General features: G+C 65.8%; 13 protein-coding genes. 3 read left to right on the top strand and 10 right to left on the bottom strand.

Annotated elements, in window-relative coordinates:
* Positions 1-92: 92 nt before the first annotated feature.
* Together DWV00_RS32140 and DWV00_RS32135 are read right to left on the bottom strand one after the other, a co-directional pair.
* Positions 93-1,400 (bottom strand): Glu/Leu/Phe/Val family dehydrogenase, encoded by a 1,308-nt coding sequence (locus DWV00_RS32140; protein WP_115537660.1) that lies wholly within the window; start codon positions 1,398-1,400, stop codon positions 93-95.
* Positions 1,401-1,575: 175 nt separating this feature from the next.
* On the bottom strand, positions 1,576-2,535 hold the full coding sequence (locus tag DWV00_RS32135) for a LysR family transcriptional regulator (protein ID WP_115537659.1): 960 nt from the start codon (positions 2,533-2,535) through the stop codon (positions 1,576-1,578).
* A gap of 447 nt (positions 2,536-2,982) precedes the next feature.
* Here DWV00_RS32135 and DWV00_RS32130 point away from each other — a divergent pair, with 447 nt between their 5' ends.
* Positions 2,983-4,392 carry an MFS transporter gene (locus DWV00_RS32130; RefSeq protein ID WP_115537687.1) on the top strand — a complete coding sequence of 470 codons (1,410 nt, stop codon included), beginning with the start codon at positions 2,983-2,985 and terminating at the stop codon, positions 4,390-4,392.
* Positions 4,393-4,597: 205 nt separating this feature from the next.
* Positions 4,598-5,986 carry an adenylosuccinate lyase gene (gene purB / locus DWV00_RS32125; protein WP_115537658.1) on the top strand — a complete coding sequence of 463 codons (1,389 nt, stop codon included), beginning with the start codon at positions 4,598-4,600 and terminating at the stop codon, positions 5,984-5,986.
* An 81-nt stretch (positions 5,987-6,067) separates the two neighbouring features.
* On the opposite strand, the gene DWV00_RS32120 is transcribed toward purB, so the two are convergent.
* From DWV00_RS32120 to edd, 4 genes are all read right to left on the bottom strand, one after another.
* A complete protein-coding gene (locus DWV00_RS32120) occupies positions 6,068-6,568 on the bottom strand; it encodes a gluconokinase (protein ID WP_115537657.1) in 501 nt (166 codons plus the stop codon).
* A gap of 38 nt (positions 6,569-6,606) precedes the next feature.
* The gene (locus DWV00_RS32115) at positions 6,607-7,974 is read right to left on the bottom strand and encodes a GntT/GntP/DsdX family permease (RefSeq protein WP_115537656.1); all 1,368 of its coding nucleotides are present in this window, start codon (positions 7,972-7,974) and stop codon (positions 6,607-6,609) included.
* A gap of 278 nt (positions 7,975-8,252) precedes the next feature.
* Positions 8,253-8,888, bottom strand: coding sequence for a bifunctional 4-hydroxy-2-oxoglutarate aldolase/2-dehydro-3-deoxy-phosphogluconate aldolase (locus tag DWV00_RS32110; RefSeq protein WP_115537655.1), 636 nt, complete (start codon positions 8,886-8,888; stop codon positions 8,253-8,255).
* Between the two features lie 11 nt (positions 8,889-8,899).
* Positions 8,900-10,768, bottom strand: coding sequence for a phosphogluconate dehydratase (gene edd, locus DWV00_RS32105; RefSeq protein WP_115537654.1), 1,869 nt, complete (start codon positions 10,766-10,768; stop codon positions 8,900-8,902).
* 282 nt (positions 10,769-11,050) lie between these two features.
* On the opposite strand from edd, the gene DWV00_RS32100 reads away from it, so the two are divergent.
* Complete coding sequence (locus tag DWV00_RS32100; RefSeq protein ID WP_115537653.1) at positions 11,051-11,932, top strand: MurR/RpiR family transcriptional regulator; 882 nt, start codon at positions 11,051-11,053, stop codon at positions 11,930-11,932.
* Here the strand turns inward: DWV00_RS32100 and DWV00_RS32095 are convergent.
* The 4 genes from DWV00_RS32095 to DWV00_RS32080 all read right to left on the bottom strand — a co-directional run bounded on the left by DWV00_RS32095 (position 11,929) and on the right by DWV00_RS32080 (position 15,434).
* Entirely contained in the window at positions 11,929-12,345 is a 417-nt protein-coding gene (locus DWV00_RS32095; RefSeq protein ID WP_115537652.1) for a CopD family protein, read from the bottom strand. The two genes, DWV00_RS32100 and DWV00_RS32095, sit on opposite strands and share 4 nt — an antisense overlap.
* A gap of 36 nt (positions 12,346-12,381) precedes the next feature.
* A complete protein-coding gene (locus DWV00_RS32090; RefSeq protein WP_115537651.1) occupies positions 12,382-13,671 on the bottom strand; it encodes a glutamate-5-semialdehyde dehydrogenase in 1,290 nt (429 codons plus the stop codon).
* An 89-nt stretch (positions 13,672-13,760) separates the two neighbouring features.
* Positions 13,761-14,849 carry a DNA polymerase III subunit delta gene (holA, locus tag DWV00_RS32085; protein ID WP_115537650.1) on the bottom strand — a complete coding sequence of 363 codons (1,089 nt, stop codon included), beginning with the start codon at positions 14,847-14,849 and terminating at the stop codon, positions 13,761-13,763.
* A 33-nt stretch (positions 14,850-14,882) separates the two neighbouring features.
* Positions 14,883-15,434 carry an LPS-assembly lipoprotein LptE gene (locus DWV00_RS32080; protein ID WP_115537686.1) on the bottom strand — a complete coding sequence of 184 codons (552 nt, stop codon included), beginning with the start codon at positions 15,432-15,434 and terminating at the stop codon, positions 14,883-14,885.
* Positions 15,435-15,468: the final 34 nt, after the last annotated feature.

Genomic DNA, 15,468 nt, shown 5'->3' with positions numbered 1-15,468 from the left:
CCTTTCGATGCCGCCCGTCCAGGGGAAGCCGGATGCGCCGTGAGAGGCGCCGCCGGCAAGTCAAACCCATTTCGCTTGTGGCGAATAGGGAATCAGGGATACAGGCCGCGCATTTCGCGCGCCATCAAAATCCGCTTACACGCGACGATGAATGCCGCCGTACGCATCGACACGCTGTTGTCGCTCGCCACTTGCCACACGGCGCTGAATGCTTCGCGCATGACGCGCTCGAGGCGCTGGTTGATCTCGTCCTCGGTCCAGAAGAAGCTCGAGAAGTCCTGCACCCATTCGAAGTACGACACGGTCACGCCACCCGCGTTGGCCACGACGTCGGGGATGATCAGCACGCCCTTGTCGTGCAGGATGTCGTCGGCCGCCGTCGTGGTCGGGCCGTTCGCCCCTTCGACGATGATCTTCGTCTTGATCTTCGCGGCGTTCTTCTCGGTGATCTGGTTTTCGAGCGCGGCCGGGATCAGGATGTCGCTCTCGATCGTCCAGAACTCATCGTTCGAGACCGGATCGGCACCCTTGAAGCCGCCGACACCGCCCGTATTGCCGACGTGTTCGAGCAGCGCAACCGTGTCGATGCCGCTCGACTTGCAGATCGCGCCCGTGTGATCCTGCACGGCGACGACCTTCGCGCCCGCTTCTTCGAACAGGCGAGCCGCGATGCCGCCCACGTTGCCGAAGCCTTGCACGGCGATGCGCGCGCCTTGAATGTCGAGGCCCGTGCGGCGCGCCGCTTCGGTGCCGACGACGAACACGCCGCGGCCCGTCGCTTCGCGGCGGCCCAGCGAGCCGCCCAGCGTGATCGGCTTGCCCGTCACGACGCCCGTGGCCGTTTGGCCCTGGTTCATCGAGTACGTGTCCATCATCCACGCCATGATCTGCTCGTTCGTGTTGACGTCAGGCGCGGGAATGTCGGTGTTCGGTCCGATGATGATGCCGATCTCGCTCGTGTAGCGGCGCGTGACGCGCTCGAGCTCGCCGCGCGAAAGCTTGCGCGGATCGACGCGGATACCGCCCTTCGCGCCGCCGTACGGCACGTTCACGGCCGCGTTCTTCACCGACATCCAGGCGGAAAGCGCCATCACTTCGGAGAGCGTCACGTCCTGGTGGTAACGCACGCCGCCCTTGCCGGGACCGCGCGAGACGTTGTGCTGAACGCGATAGCCTTCGAAGTGCGCCACGGTGCCGTTATCGAGTTCGATGGGCACGTCGACGATCAAGATGCGCTTCGGGCGCTTGAGTGTTTCGAGCCAGCGCGACGACGAACCGAGGTACGGCGCGACGCGATCGACTTGACGCAGATAGTTTCCCCAGGGGCCGAGATCGTCGGCATGAAGGTACGAGGGGATCGATTGTGCAGGCGTGGTGGACTGCATTTGCTGCGAGGACATGGGCACTCCAACGGTCACAGAATGTGCGCCATTGTGAAAAAACGGCATTTTGAAATCCAATGCCGTTTGGTCATCCCGTTATGCATTTCTTGCATAACGTCGATACCGAGACCGGAACCCGCCGCCGTCCTTCGCCATGCTCCACGCGGACTTGCCGCCGGGCCCTCGCCCGGTCTTACGCTTGCTTTACGCCAAGCTCGTCCGCGACGACCTGCCATAAGCGGCGCACGAGCTGTTGGCGCGGATCGTCTGCGTTGCTTGCGAGTTTGTCGCGATACAAGCGGATTTCCATCGTCAACGTGAAGCGATCGGCGCTCAATCCGCGCGAAGCCGTGCGGTCGAGACGGATCAGCGCACCGTCGGCCACAGCGTCTTGAACGGCGCTGTGCGGCAAGAAGGCGACACCGTGTCCGGCCAGCGTCATCGCCTTGAGCGCCTCGGCCATATCGGTTTCGTAGAGCCGATCCAGACAAAGCCGCTCCGGCGCGTTCGCCACGATGACTTCAGTCATGCGTCCGAGGTACGCGTTCGGCGTGTACGACAGATACGGAACCGGCGCATCGGGTGTGCCCGGCAGCAGATAGCGCGCGCGGCCGGCGCGGCCCGGGGCCGAGAACGGACTGATCGGCTCGAAGCCCAGCGTCAGCATGTCGTAGCGTCCCGGATCGAGCGCGACCGGATGGCTCGGATGGTGATAGCCCATCACCAGATCGCATCCCCCTTCGACGAGCGAGAGCACGGCATCGTGGACGTTCAACGCGCGCAGCCGCGTATGGATGGGCCCCATCTGCGCTTCGATTCGCTGCAGCCACTCCGGAAAGTAGGTGAGCGAGAGCGTATGCGGCACCGCGAATTCGATCGTGGCGGCCGGCGCCCCTACGTGCCCTCTGAGCAAGATGCGCGATTCGTGCATGTGCGAGAGCATCGCGAGCGCCTGTTCGCGGAATACCTCGCCCGCCTGCGTCAGGCGCGTCGGATAGACCGAGCGGTCGATGAGTTCGGTGCCGAGCCATGCTTCGAGCGCTTGGATGCGGCGCGAAAAAGCGGGCTGCGTCACATGCCGCAACTCGGCCGAACGGCTGAAGCTGCGCGTCTCAGCGAGCGAAACGAAATCTTCGAGCCACTTGAGTTCCATGCGGGGCTGACGGCGTGGGAGCCGGACGAAAAGCGACGCTCGCATTGTACCGGGGCGCAAGCCGCCGCCTTCTCGCTTGGCTGGGAGGCGCACTGGTGCCCCCTTCAGGACCCTCCCGGGCAACGTTGATGCAGCGCACCATCGGCGCGCGCGGGGCACATCGAACGTGCCGCCTCGCGCGATGGGGGTGCGTTGCAAAGGGGTGGCCCGCAACCGGCGTTGCCGCCCGTCCCTCTGCTCGGAGGGTCCTCGCAAACGCCGCAATCGCCCGCGCCGCTTGAGGATGCAGGCCTTAAGCGGCGGTGCGAAAACGCGAATGGCATAGGGCTTGCATTGGCGAACCGTCCCACGACGCCGGCCGGCGCCGCGGCGCTCATCGCCCCGAAGCGATTCATCCGACATTCGATATTCGGCATCCGACATTTCTTATCCATCGCGAGGACGATCATGAAGACCCTGCAACACGCGCTAAGGAGCGGCAATTGGCGCTCGCTCCTCGCTTGCTTTCTTTATTTCGACACGGGCTTCACGATCTGGATCGTGTATGGACCGCTCGCTCCGTTCATCGGCAAGAGCATCGCGATGACAGCCGCGCAGCAGGGCTTCCTGGTGGCCGTGCCCGTGCTGTCGGCGGCGATTCTGCGCGTCGCGCTCGGCAACCTCTATCAGTCGGTCAACGGGCGGCGCGTGGCGCTGATGGGCATCGCGATTTCGGCGCTGCCCGCGATCGTGCTGCCACTGCTGCCGGGCACGCCGTCCTACACGGCGCTGCTCGTGCTCGGGGTGTTTCTCGGCGTGGGCGGCGCAAGCTTCGCGGTGGCCCTGCCGATGGCCGGCAGCAGCTACCCGCCGAAGGTGCAGGGCCTGGTCCTTGGCCTGGCCGCGGCCGGCAACATCGGCGCCGTGCTCAACGGCTTCCTGTTCCCGCGCCTGGCCAACGCCTACGGCTGGCAATACGCGACCGCGGCCGCCCTGCCGCTGCTCGCGATCGCCGCGCTCGCGATGTTCGCCTGGGGTGACGATCGAGGCGAAAAAGCCGGAGGCGGCGCGCGTGCGCTCGCCGGCTTCGTGACGATCCTTGCCGGTCTCGTCGCGCTCGTGCTCGCCGTGCATGCGGGCGTGTTCGGCCCGGGCAAAACGGGCGTCTTGCTGTTGCCGGTGCTCGGTGCGGCCGGCGCGATCGCGCTGCTGCCGGCGCGCTATCGCACCGTGCTCGCCGAGCGCGACACCTGGGTCATGATGCTCGTCTACAGCATCACGTTCGGCGGCTTCGTCGGCATGTCCTCGTACGTGACGCTGCTGCTCACGACGCTCTATCAAATGCCGAAGCTCGAAGCGGGCTCGTTCATGTCCGTGCTCGCGGCCCTCGGCGCGATCGTGCGGCCGATGGGCGGCTCGCTGGCCGACCGCGTCACCGGCGTGCGCGCGCTCACGGGCGTGCTCGCCGCGATCTCGCTCGCCGATTTCGCCTTCGCCGCCTGGATGCCGCCGCTCGCGGGCGGCATCGCGATCCTCGTCTGCTTGTATCTCGCGTTCGGCATCGGCAACGGCGCGACGTTCCAACTCGTGCCGCACCGCTGGAAGAGCAAAACCGGCCTGCTCTCGGGCATGATCGGCGCGGCCGGCGGCATCGGCGGCTTCTATCTGCCCGTCGTCATGGGCATCGCCAAGGAAAGCACGGGCAGCTATCAGCTGGGCTTCGCCACCTTCGGCGCGCTCGCGGCCTGCACGTGCCTCGCGATCCTCGCGCTGCGCTCGCAATGGCTCGTCTGGGCCACCCCGGGCGTCACCGTGCTCGAGGCCGCGCAAGCGGGCACGGCGGCGCGCGTCGGACAAGCGGCCGCGGCCGGCGAATAGCGGGCGGGTCGACCAACGGGCGCGAAAGCCACGTTGAGCGACGTTGAGCCGCGATGAACCGCGCTAGGCCGCGCTAAGCCCGGTTAAGCCGGGCCGTTCGAGGCGCCCGGACTCGGCCTGGCTTAAGTCCTTGCCCGGCGGTGGTAAAATCGCGGGTTCTCCCTTCCGCACCCGAAATCCGCGCCTTCGAGCGCGACGCCCGATCATGTCCGATACCCGCGCCGATACGCTGTTTGCCCTTACCGCCCTCTCGCCGCTCGACGGCCGCTATGCCGCCAAGACCGAAGCGCTGCGCGACTGGCTCTCCGAAGCCGCGTTCATGCGCCATCGCGTGACGGTCGAAGTCCATTGGCTCATCGCGCTCTCGCAAGCCGGCTTCGCCGAAGTGCCGCGCTTCTCGGAAGCCGCCGAAAAATTCCTGCTCGAACTCGTCGCGCGTTTCTCGGCGCACGATGCCGCGCGCATCAAGGAAATTGAGCGCGTGACGAACCACGACGTCAAGGCCGTGGAGTACTGGCTCAAGGAATCGGTCAAGGGCCAAGCGGAACTCGAGCGCGCGAGCGAATTCATCCACTTCGCCTGCACCTCGGAAGACATCAACAACACCTCGCACGGCCTGATGCTGGCCGGTGCGCGCGAGCACGTGATCCTGCCCGCGCTGCGCTCGGTTCACGGCCGCCTCGTGGCGCTCGCGCATACACACGCGGAGCAGCCGATGCTCTCGCGCACGCACGGCCAGCCGGCCAGCCCGACGACGCTCGGCAAGGAAATCGCGAACGTCGCCGCGCGCTTGGCACGTGCGATCGACCGCATTGCCAAGGTCGAAATCCTCGGCAAGATGAACGGCGCGGTGGGCAACTACAACGCGCACCTGTCGGCGTATCCGAGCTTCGATTGGGAGACGTTCTCGCGCAACGTCATCGAACAGCGCCTGAAGCTGACGTTCAATCCGTACACGATTCAGATCGAACCGCACGACTACATGGCCGAGCTGTTCGATGCCGTCGCGCGCGCCAATACGATCCTGCTCGATCTGGACCGCGACGTCTGGGGCTACATCTCGGTCGGCTACTTCAAGCAAAAGACGAAGGCCGGCGAAATCGGCTCGTCGACGATGCCGCACAAGGTCAACCCGATCGACTTCGAGAACTCGGAAGGCAACCTCGGCCTCGCGAACGCGACGCTGCGCCATCTGGCCGACAAGCTGCCCGTTTCGCGCTGGCAGCGCGACCTGACCGACTCGACGGTCCTGCGCAATATGGGCGTCGCGCTCGGTTACTCGTTGCTGGCCTATGACGCGCTGATCCGCGGCCTGGACAAGCTCGAAGTCAATCCGGCCCGCTTGAACGAAGATCTCGACGGATGCTGGGAAGTGCTGGCCGAGCCCGTGCAGACGGTCATGCGCCGCTTCGGCATCGAAAACCCGTACGAGCAGCTCAAGGAGTTGACGCGCGGCAAGGGCATCACGCGCGAAGCGCTGCAGCAGTTCATCGGCACGCTTGCGATTCCCGACGATGCGAAGGCGCTGTTGATGGCGATGACGCCCGCGTCGTACACGGGCAAGGCCGTGGAATTGGCCAAGCGGATCGCGTAACCGATCGCGGGCCGCGTCTCGCTCCCCGCCCGGATACAAAGCGCGCCGTCGATCGACGGCGCGCTTTTTTTTCACCTCAGGTCACTTCAGCTTCGCCACCACCTGGTCGACGATCTCGTCCGGCGTCAGCTCGATGCCGACCGTGATCGCCGCCTCGTCCTCGCCCGGCTCCTCGAGCGTGTCGAGCTGGCTTTGCAGCAGCGCCGGATTGAAGAAGTGACGGCCGCGCGTCGCCAAGCGTTCGTGCAACAACTCGAACGAGCCCTTCAGATAGACGAAGTGCACGGTCCCGTCGCCCTGCGCGCCGCCGCGCAGCACGTCGCGGTAGGCGCGTTTGAGCGACGAGCAGCCGACGATCAGCGATTGCCCCGCCCTCACCTTCTCTTCGATCGCCGCGCGAATGGCAGCCAGCCACGGCCAGCGATCGTCGTCGGTGAGCGCGACGCCTTGCGCCATCTTTTCCTTGTTGGCGGCGCTGTGAAACTCGTCGCCGTCGACAAAGCTGCAACCGAGGCGTTCGGCGATCAGCTCGCCGATCCGCGTCTTGCCGGCGCCCGAGACGCCCATCACGATCAGAATCATTTGCCGTTCCAGTTAGGGCCCATTCGACCTGCTCGGGCCTAGAAGACCGCCGCCAGCGCAAAGGTCAGCCCGAGGCCGAGCAGTGAAATGATCGTCTCACAGAGCGACCAGGTCTTGAAGGTCTGCCCGACCGTCATGCCGAAATACTCTTTGATCAGCCAAAAGCCGCCGTCGTTCACATGCGAGAAGATCAGCGAGCCCGAGCCCGTCGCGAGCACGAGCAATTCAGGCTGAACATGAATCGCGCCTGCCTTCGCGATCGGCGCGACGATGCCGCAGGCCGTCGTCATCGCGACCGTGGCCGACCCCGTCGCCAAGCGAATCAGCGCGGCGACGAACCAGCCGAACAGTAGCGGGGACAGGTGCGATTGGGTGGCGACAGCGACGATTTGCTGCGAAACGCCGCTGTCGCGCAGCACGCCGCCGAAACCGCCGCCCGCGCCGACGATCAGCGTAATCCCGGCGATCGGCGCGAGGCAGTCGCCGCAGAACTTTTGGATCTGCTCCCGCGTGAAGCCGCGCTGCGCGCCGAACGTCCAGAAGCTGACGAGCACGGCGATGAGCAGCGCAACGTCCGAATTGCCGACGAAACGCAACAGGTCGTTCGGCACCGACTTCGGCGCGAAGACCAGATCGGCCCAGCTGCCGACCAGCATCAGAATCACCGGCAGCAAAATCGTGAAGAGCGTGATGCCGAAGCCCGGCAGCTCGCGGCGATGCGCGGCCGCGTGTTCCGCGGATTCGACGAACTGAGCGGCCAGCGGATTGTTTTCGGGCAGCTTGACTTGCCGATGCACGAGCAGCGCGAACAGCGGCCCCGCGACGATCGCGGTCGGAATGCCGACGATCAGCCCGTAGGCAATCGTCTTGCCGATGTCGGCGCCATAGGCCTGCACGGCCAGCATCGCGGCCGGATGCGGCGGGATCAGGCCGTGCACGACCGAAAGGCCCGCGACCATCGGCAGGCCGATCAGCAGCAGCGATTTGCCCGTGCGCTTGGCCACGTTGAACGCGATCGGGATCAACAGCACGAAACCGACTTCGAAGAAGACGGGCAAGCCGACGATGATGGCGACGAACATCATCGCCCAATGAATGTGCTTTTCGCCGAACCAGCGGATCAGCGTCGTCGCGATCTGCTCGGCTCCGCCCGATTCGGCCATCATCTTGCCGAGCATCGTGCCGAGACCCACCACCACGGCAATGTGACCGAGCGTGCCGCCGTTGCCCGCTTCGAACGACTTCACGATCTGGCCCGCGGGCATGCCCGCGGCGAGCCCGAGCAGCAGCGAGACGACGATCAGGACCAGAAACGGATAGACCTTGTACCGCGCGATCAGCAAGATGAGCGCCGCGATCGCAATCAACGCGTAAAGCAGCAAGAGGCCGCCGTGAGCCGATCCCATGAACTGTCTCCTTTACTTGTTTTGAAACGACTTCAAACGAGAGAGGTGGACCCATGCACCGGCGTTGCGAGCCTCGTCGCCGACACACAGTCGCTGCATTTTAGACGGCGGCGGAATTTGTCGATAGAACCGGTTCCATCAACAGAAACCCTCATCCCTCGCGCGGGAAGCCGGAGGCTCGCGGTCGCGCGATGACGAGTTCGGGGCAGGTGAAGCGGCGAAGGCGTGGCATGCGCCGCCGCGGCGCCGGGCATTGCCCGGCGCCGCGGCACGACACGTTAATGCTGGTGTGCGGCGAGTTCGGACGCGGCACGCGCGAGACGCGTGACCTCGTCCCAGTTCTGCGCGGCCAGCGCAGCCTTGGGCGTGAGCCAAGAACCGCCGACGCAGACGACGTTCGGCAGCGCGAGGAAGCTCGGCGCCGTTTCGGTGGTGATGCCGCCCGTCGGACAGAACTTCAGATTCGGGAACGGCCCGTAAAGCGCTTGCAGCATCGGAATGCCGCCGGCTTGCTGCGCCGGGAAGAACTTGACCGTCTCGTAGCCGAGATCGAGCGCGAGCAGGATGTCGCTCGGCGTCGCCACGCCGGGCAGCAGCGGCAGGCCGGCGTCCTGCGCGGCTTGGTGAATATCCTTCGTGAGCCCGGGCGATACGCCGAACTGCGCGCCGGCCTTCTTCGCTTGAGCACAGTGCTCGGGCTTGGTGATCGTGCCGACGCCGACGACGATGTCGGACGAAAGCTGAGCAGCCCGTTCGATCGCGCCGATGCCGGCCGGCGTGCGCAACGTGATTTCCAGGACCTTGACGCCGCCCGCATGGAGCGCACGCGAAACGTGTTCGCCTTGTTCGACCGTATCGAAGGCCAGCACCGGGATGACGGGACCGAGGCGGACGATGTCTTCAACCTTTTTCATGCCGGACTCCTTTAGGATTTTGCTGCGTGGATCGGCTGCTCGGCGCCCTCGCCAACGAGCGGCCCGAACACCGAGGCGCCCATTTCGGCCGGCGCGGCCGCCGCTCGAAAGACACCGAACAATTCGCGGCCGAAGCCGACTTCGTTTTCCGCTTGATGCTTGGGTGCTGCGACGGCGCGTGCGTTCCATTCGCCCGCGTCGATTTCGACATCGAGAATGCCGCGTTCGGCGTCGATGACGATCGTGTCGCCGTCGCGCACTTTGCCGAGCGGGCCGGCGAGGAGCGCTTCGGGTGAAACGTGGATCACTGCGGGCACCTTGCCCGATGCGCCGGACATGCGTCCGTCGGTGACGAGCGCCACGTGAAAGCCTTGGTCTTGCAGCACGCCGAGCAGCGGCGTCAACCGATGCAGTTCGGGCATGCCGTTCGCCCGCGCGCCCTGGAAGCGCACGACGGCCACGAAATCGCGCTTGAGTTCGCCCTTGTCGAAGGCTTCCTGCACCGCTTCCTGCGAATCGAAGACGACCGCGGGCGCGCGCACCGCACGGTGCTCGGGCGCGACGGCCGAGATCTTGATGACGCCGCGGCCGAGCTTGCCCTGCATGAGCCGCAAGCCGCCGTCGGGCTGAAACGGATCGCCGATCGGCCGCAGCACCTTGGCGTCGCCGCTTTGCTCGGGCCCGGGCACCCAGGCGAGCTTTCCGTCGACGAGCTTGGGTTCTTCCGCATAGCGGCTGAGCCCTTTGCCCATCACCGTCGTCACGTCCTCGTGCAGCAGGCCGCCCTCGAGCAAGTTGCGGATCAGGTACGACATGCCGCCGGCCGCGTGATAGTGGTTCACGTCGGCCTTGCCGTTCGGGTAGATCTTGGCGAGCAGCGGCACGGCCTGCGACAGCGCGTCGAAGTCGTCCCAGTCGATGATGATGCCCGCCGCGCGCGCAATGGCCACGAGGTGCAGCGTGTGATTGGTCGACCCGCCCGTCGCCAGCAGCGCGGCGATCCCGTTGACGACAGCCTTTTCGTCGACGACATGGCCGATCGGCGTGTACTGGCCGCGCTCGACGGTCAGATCGAGCACGCGGCGGGCGGCCGCCGCCGTCAGCGCATCGCGCAGCGGCGTATGCGGATGGACGAATGCGGAACCCGGCAAATGCAGCCCCATGACTTCCATAAGCATTTGGTTGCTGTTCGCGGTGCCGTAGAACGTGCACGTGCCGTGCCCATGGTAGGCGGCCGATTCGGATTCGAGCAGCGCGTCGCGCCCGACTTGGCCCGTCGCGAACTGCTGCCGGATCTTGGCTTTCTCGTCGTTCGAAAGCCCGCTCGTCATCGGCCCGGCCGGCACGAAGATCATCGGCAGATGGCCGAACTGAAGCGCGCCGATCAGCAAGCCCGGCACGATCTTGTCGCACACGCCTAGGCACAAGGCCGCATCGAACATGTTGTGCGTGAGCGCGACGGCCGTGCCCATCGCGATGACTTCGCGCGAAAAGAGCGACAACTCCATCCCGGCGTTGCCTTGCGTGATGCCGTCGCACATCGCGGGCACGCCGCCCGCGAACTGCGCGACACCGCCGTTTTCACGGGCGGCACGCTTGATGATGTCGGGAAAGTCCTTGTAAGGCGCATGGGCCGACAACATCTCGTTGTACGACGAGACGATGCCGATGTTCGGTTCGCGCATCGCCTTGATCGCGAGTTTGTCGTTGCCTTCGAGGCCCGCGAAGCCGTGGGCGAGATTTGCGCACGAGAGCACGCCGCGGGCCGGGAACTTCCCTTGCGCGGCGTCGATGCGCGCGAGATAGGCCGAACGCGTGGGGCGGCTGCGCTCGACGATGCGGCGCGTAACTTCGATAAGCGTGGGATGCGGCGAAACCATGGGCAAACGCTCCTCCTGAAAGACGGCGCACGGACACCGAACGGGCAACACACGCTCGGCGCGATTTAGGCGGAGCAGAGTTTAGTAGAAAAACTACATAACAGCAATGCGGATCGATCTCATCTTCCGCATTGACCGTTGTAAGCGCTACCTAACACGAAGAAACGACGAAGGCGCGTCGCAGTGCATCGGTAGCAAATACGTGTAGATTTTCTACAAGCAACCGGTCATACTACCGCCATCGATAGAACACGATACACCCGCTCGGCGCGGGTTTCAGAGATGCTTGCCCGAATCGAATCGATGCGCGCGCAATTGCGCCCGTCCGAACGCAAACTGGCCGACTACGTACTCGACGCTCCGCGCGCAGTGCTCGATCTGGCGATGACCGACCTGGCGCAGCGGGTCGGCGTGAGCCAGCCGACGATCGCGCGGTTCTGCCAGGCCTTGGGCTGCGGTGGATTTCGCGAATTCAAGATCCGGCTCGCCCAAAGCATCGCGCCCGGCGTGCCCTCCGTCTATCGCGACGTCCGGCCCGACGAGCCGGCCCCGGGCGTCGTCGCCAAGGTATTCGACCGGACCATCGGCGCGCTGATCGAAGTGCGCAACAGCTTGTCGGCGCACAGCGTCGCCAAGGCGATCGACTTGCTCTCGCACGCGTCGCGGATCGAGTTTTACGGCGCGGGCGGCTCCGGCATCGCGGCGCAGGACATTCAGCACAAGTTCTTCCGGCTCGGCATCCCGAGTGTTGCCTATGCGGATCCGCATACGTACACGATGTCGGCGGCGCTGCTCGGCGAGGGGGACGTCGTCGTGACGATTTCGAATACGGGCCGCACGCGCGACATCGTCGAAGCGGCCCGCTCGGCGCTCGCGTGCGGCGCGAAAGTGATCGCGATCACGAACAGCAGCTCGCCGCTGGCGCAAGTCGCGACGGTCAGCTTGTTTGCGAACGTCGCCGAGGAAACCGACATTTTTTCGCCGATGACCTCGCGCGTCTCGCATCTGGCGATCGGCGACATCCTAGCCGTGGGCGTGGCGCTCTCGCGCGGGCCCGAACTCGTCGATAAGCTCGCGCGCGCCAAGAAAGCGATCACGCGGCGCCGGATCGAATCGTCGGCGCCTCAACGGGATCAACGGGAAGAAGACGAAGAAGCGGATTAGAACGGTTTGACGACAACGAGCGCCACGGCGGCGATCAGGCCGAGCACGGGCAGTTCGTTGAAAAACCGATACCAGCGATCCGAGCGGCGGTTCTCGCCGCGCTCGAACGCCGCCAGCAGGCGGCCGCAGTAGGCGTGATAGGCGATGAGCAGCACGACGACGCCCAGCTTCGCGTGGAGCCAGCCCTGCCCTTGCCCAATGCCGTAGCCGAGCCATAGCCCCAAGCCGCAAGCGAGCGCCACCCCGGCAATCACCGTCATGAAGCGGTAGAGCTTGCGCGCCATCGTCAGCAGCCGGGCCACGGCGGCCGGCTCCTTCTCCATGGCGAGGTTGACGAAAATTCGCGGCAGATAGAACAAGCCGGCAAACCAAGAAGCGACGAAAACGATGTGAAAGGTTTTGAGCCAGAGCATCGATTGGATCGTTGGGGCGGTAGGGTGAGCGTCGGGTTACTGCCGGACCTCGCCGTGCCCGAGCACGACGTACTTGAGCGACGTGAGCCCTTCGAGCCCCACGGGGCCTCGTGCATGCAGCTTGTCGTTCGAGATGCCGATCTCCGCGCCGAGCCCGTATTCGAAGCCATCGGCGAAGCGCGTCGAGGCATTCACCATCACGCTCGCCGAATCGACTTCGCGCAAGAAGCGCATCGCACGGTCGTGATCTTCCGTGATGATCGCATCGGTGTGCGCCGAGCCATAGGTGTTGATGTGCTCGATCGCAGCTTCGATACCGTCGACGACCTTGATCGCGAGCACCGGCGCGAGATACTCCGTGTGCCAATCTTGTTCGGTCGCATCCACGAGCCCGAGCGCGGGCGCGTCGCTCGCCCAAGGCGCCGCTTCGAGCACCGCGCGCGCCTGCGCGTCGACTCGCAGCTCCACGCCTTTGTCGCGATAGACGCGCGCCAGCGGGGGCAGCACGACGCCGGCCACGCCCCGCGCGACGAGCAGCGTCTCCATCGTGTTGCAGGTGCCGTAGCGATGCGTCTTCGCGTTGTCGCAGACGGCCAGCGCCTTGCACAAATCGGCGCGATCGTCGACGTACACGTGGCAAATCCCGTCGAGGTGCTTGATCATCGGCACGCGCGCCTCTTCGATGAGCCGCGCGATGAGGCTCTTGCCGCCGCGCGGCACGATCACGTCGACGTATTCGGTCATCGTGATGAGCTTGCCGACGGCGGCGCGATCGGCGGTCTCGACCACTTGCACCGCCTCGCGCGGCAAGCCCGCTTGCGCGAGCCCTTCGCCGATCAGCGCGGCCAGCGCCGTGTTCGACGCCAACGCTTCCGAGCCGCCGCGCAAAATCGTCGCATTGCCGGACTTCAGGCACAGCGCGGCGGCATCGATCGTCACGTTCGGCCGCGATTCGTAGATGATGCCGATCACGCCGAGCGGCACGCGCATTTGGCCGACTTGGATCCCGCTCGGCCGATATTTGAGGTTGTCGATCTCGCCGATCGGATCGGGCAGCGCGGCGACTTGGCGCAGCCCCTCGATCATCGTCGCAAGCGCCTTGTCCGAGAGCGTCAAGCGATCGACGAACGCGGCGTCCATGCCCTTCTCGCGTGCCTTGGCCACGTCGCGCGCGTTCGCCTCCTTCAACGCGGCCTGCTCGCGCTCGATCGCGCGTGCAATGGCATGCAGCGCCTCGTTCTTGGCCGAGGTGGCGGCACGCGCCATCGCGCGCGAAGCGACGCGCGCGCGGCGGCCGATGGCGGTCATGTAATCGTCGATATCCATCATGATTCTCGTTCGTGGCGCACTCGGCGCTGGTATGTACCGCGGGGTGCCGGCGATCGCGGCAAGCCCGTCGTGTCGATTGTAAGCGGTCAGGCGCCGCCAGGACGTGCGGCACCGCGCTTGCCAGGCGATGCGACGAGGGCGGCGAGTTCGAACAAGCCATCCCAGGGGTCCGGCGGCAACGCGGTGCGCCGACGGCTGCCCGGGGCGGTGCCGGCGAGCCCCTTCACCTGCCGATCGAGCGCCGCGGCGAGCGCGAGCCCCTCCTCGAGCAGCGGCTCCGTCACGCGCGAGAGCGCTGGCCCGACAAGCCGCTCGCGCGGCCCCCAGACTCGGTTCTCGCGCAACAGCATCGCCAGCGGTTTGCCGGCCGCCGCGCCGCGCTTGATCTTCAGCAGCGTCCGCAACTCCTCGGTCAACGCCCACAGCACTAGCACGGCGGCTTCGCCCTCGCCCTTGAGCCCCTCGATCATCCGCGAGAGCCGGCCGACATCGCCCGCGAGCATCGCCTCGTTGAGCTTGAAAACATCGTAGCGGGCGACGTTGAGCACGGCATCGTGCACCTGCTCGAACGTCAGGACACCCTGCGGATAAAGGAGCCCGAGCTTCTGTATCTCTTGGTGCGCGGCGAGCAGATTGCCTTCGACGCGCTCCGCCACGAACTGCAGCGCGCGCCGGCCTTCCTCGCCCGGCGCGACACGCTGTCCCTGCAGCGAGAGCCGCTGCGACACCCAATTGGGCAACTGCGCGCGCTCGACGGGATCGATCCGCAGCGAAACACCGCGCTCGGCCAACGCCGTGAACCACGCCGATTTCTGCGTCGCTGCGTCGAGCCGCGGCAGCGTGACCAGCGTCAGTACGTCGGGGTTGTCGGCGGCCGCGAGCATCTTGAGCGCATCGGCACCTTCTTTGCCCGGCTTGCCCGACGGAATCCGCAATTCGATCAATTGGCGCTCGCCGAACAGCGACATCGATTGGGTTGCACCGAGCAGCGAACTCCAGTCGAAGCCGCGTTCGACCGTGAAGACGTTGCGCTCGGTGAAGCCGGCCGCGCGGGCGGCGGCACGGATACGGTCGCAGGCCTCCTGCGCGAGCAGATGCTCGTCGCCGTAGACGACGTACAAACCGGCAAGGCCTTTCGTCAGATGCGCGTCGAGCGCGTCGAGTCGCAGTTGCATGAGCGTCGGATCGTGCTGGGCGAAAACCGCAGATCAGAGCGGCGGCGGCGGCAGCGGCGCACGCGGCGCGACACCCGGCGTCTGGTGCCCCGGCGCCGGATGCAGCGAGTGCACGGTCGCGAGCCGGCGCGTCAGCTGGTCGACCGCGTCGTTCTGCATATCCGCATAGAGCAGATCGGCCTCCGTTGCCTTCGCTGTAGCGTATTGGGTGTTGTAGGACAAGGCCCGATTCAGCTCGATCGCGCTGGGCGCAATCAGCAGCGTGCCGTCGGTACCCGTGAGCGTGTAGCCGAGCGAATAGTCGAGTTCGTATTCCTCGATCGCGCCGGCTAGGCTCAGCGTCAACTGGCGCTGCCCACGCCCTTCGTTCAGCGTCAGAATGGCATCGGCGTTCGTGGGCGAGGCGACCACGACCGTGTCGCTGCCGCCTTCGATCATCCGCGTCAGACGGGCGGCCACGACCGGCGGCGCGCCTACGATCGCGAGCCGCTTGAACGCGTAGTTTTCCTGTCCACGCAATTGAAAGCCGCACGCGGCGAGCATGGCCGTGCCGCACACGAGCGCTAGAAACGATCGGCGAATCACATTGGCTCCTTGGTTGAATCGCGGCGCGCGCTGC

The sequence above is a fragment of the Trinickia dinghuensis genome (genome assembly GCF_003367175.1).
GTDB classification, from domain to species: Bacteria; Pseudomonadota; Gammaproteobacteria; order Burkholderiales; family Burkholderiaceae; genus Trinickia; species Trinickia dinghuensis.
Note: the sequence above shows the minus strand (reverse complement) of the source record. Positions and strands in the feature narration are given on the sequence as shown.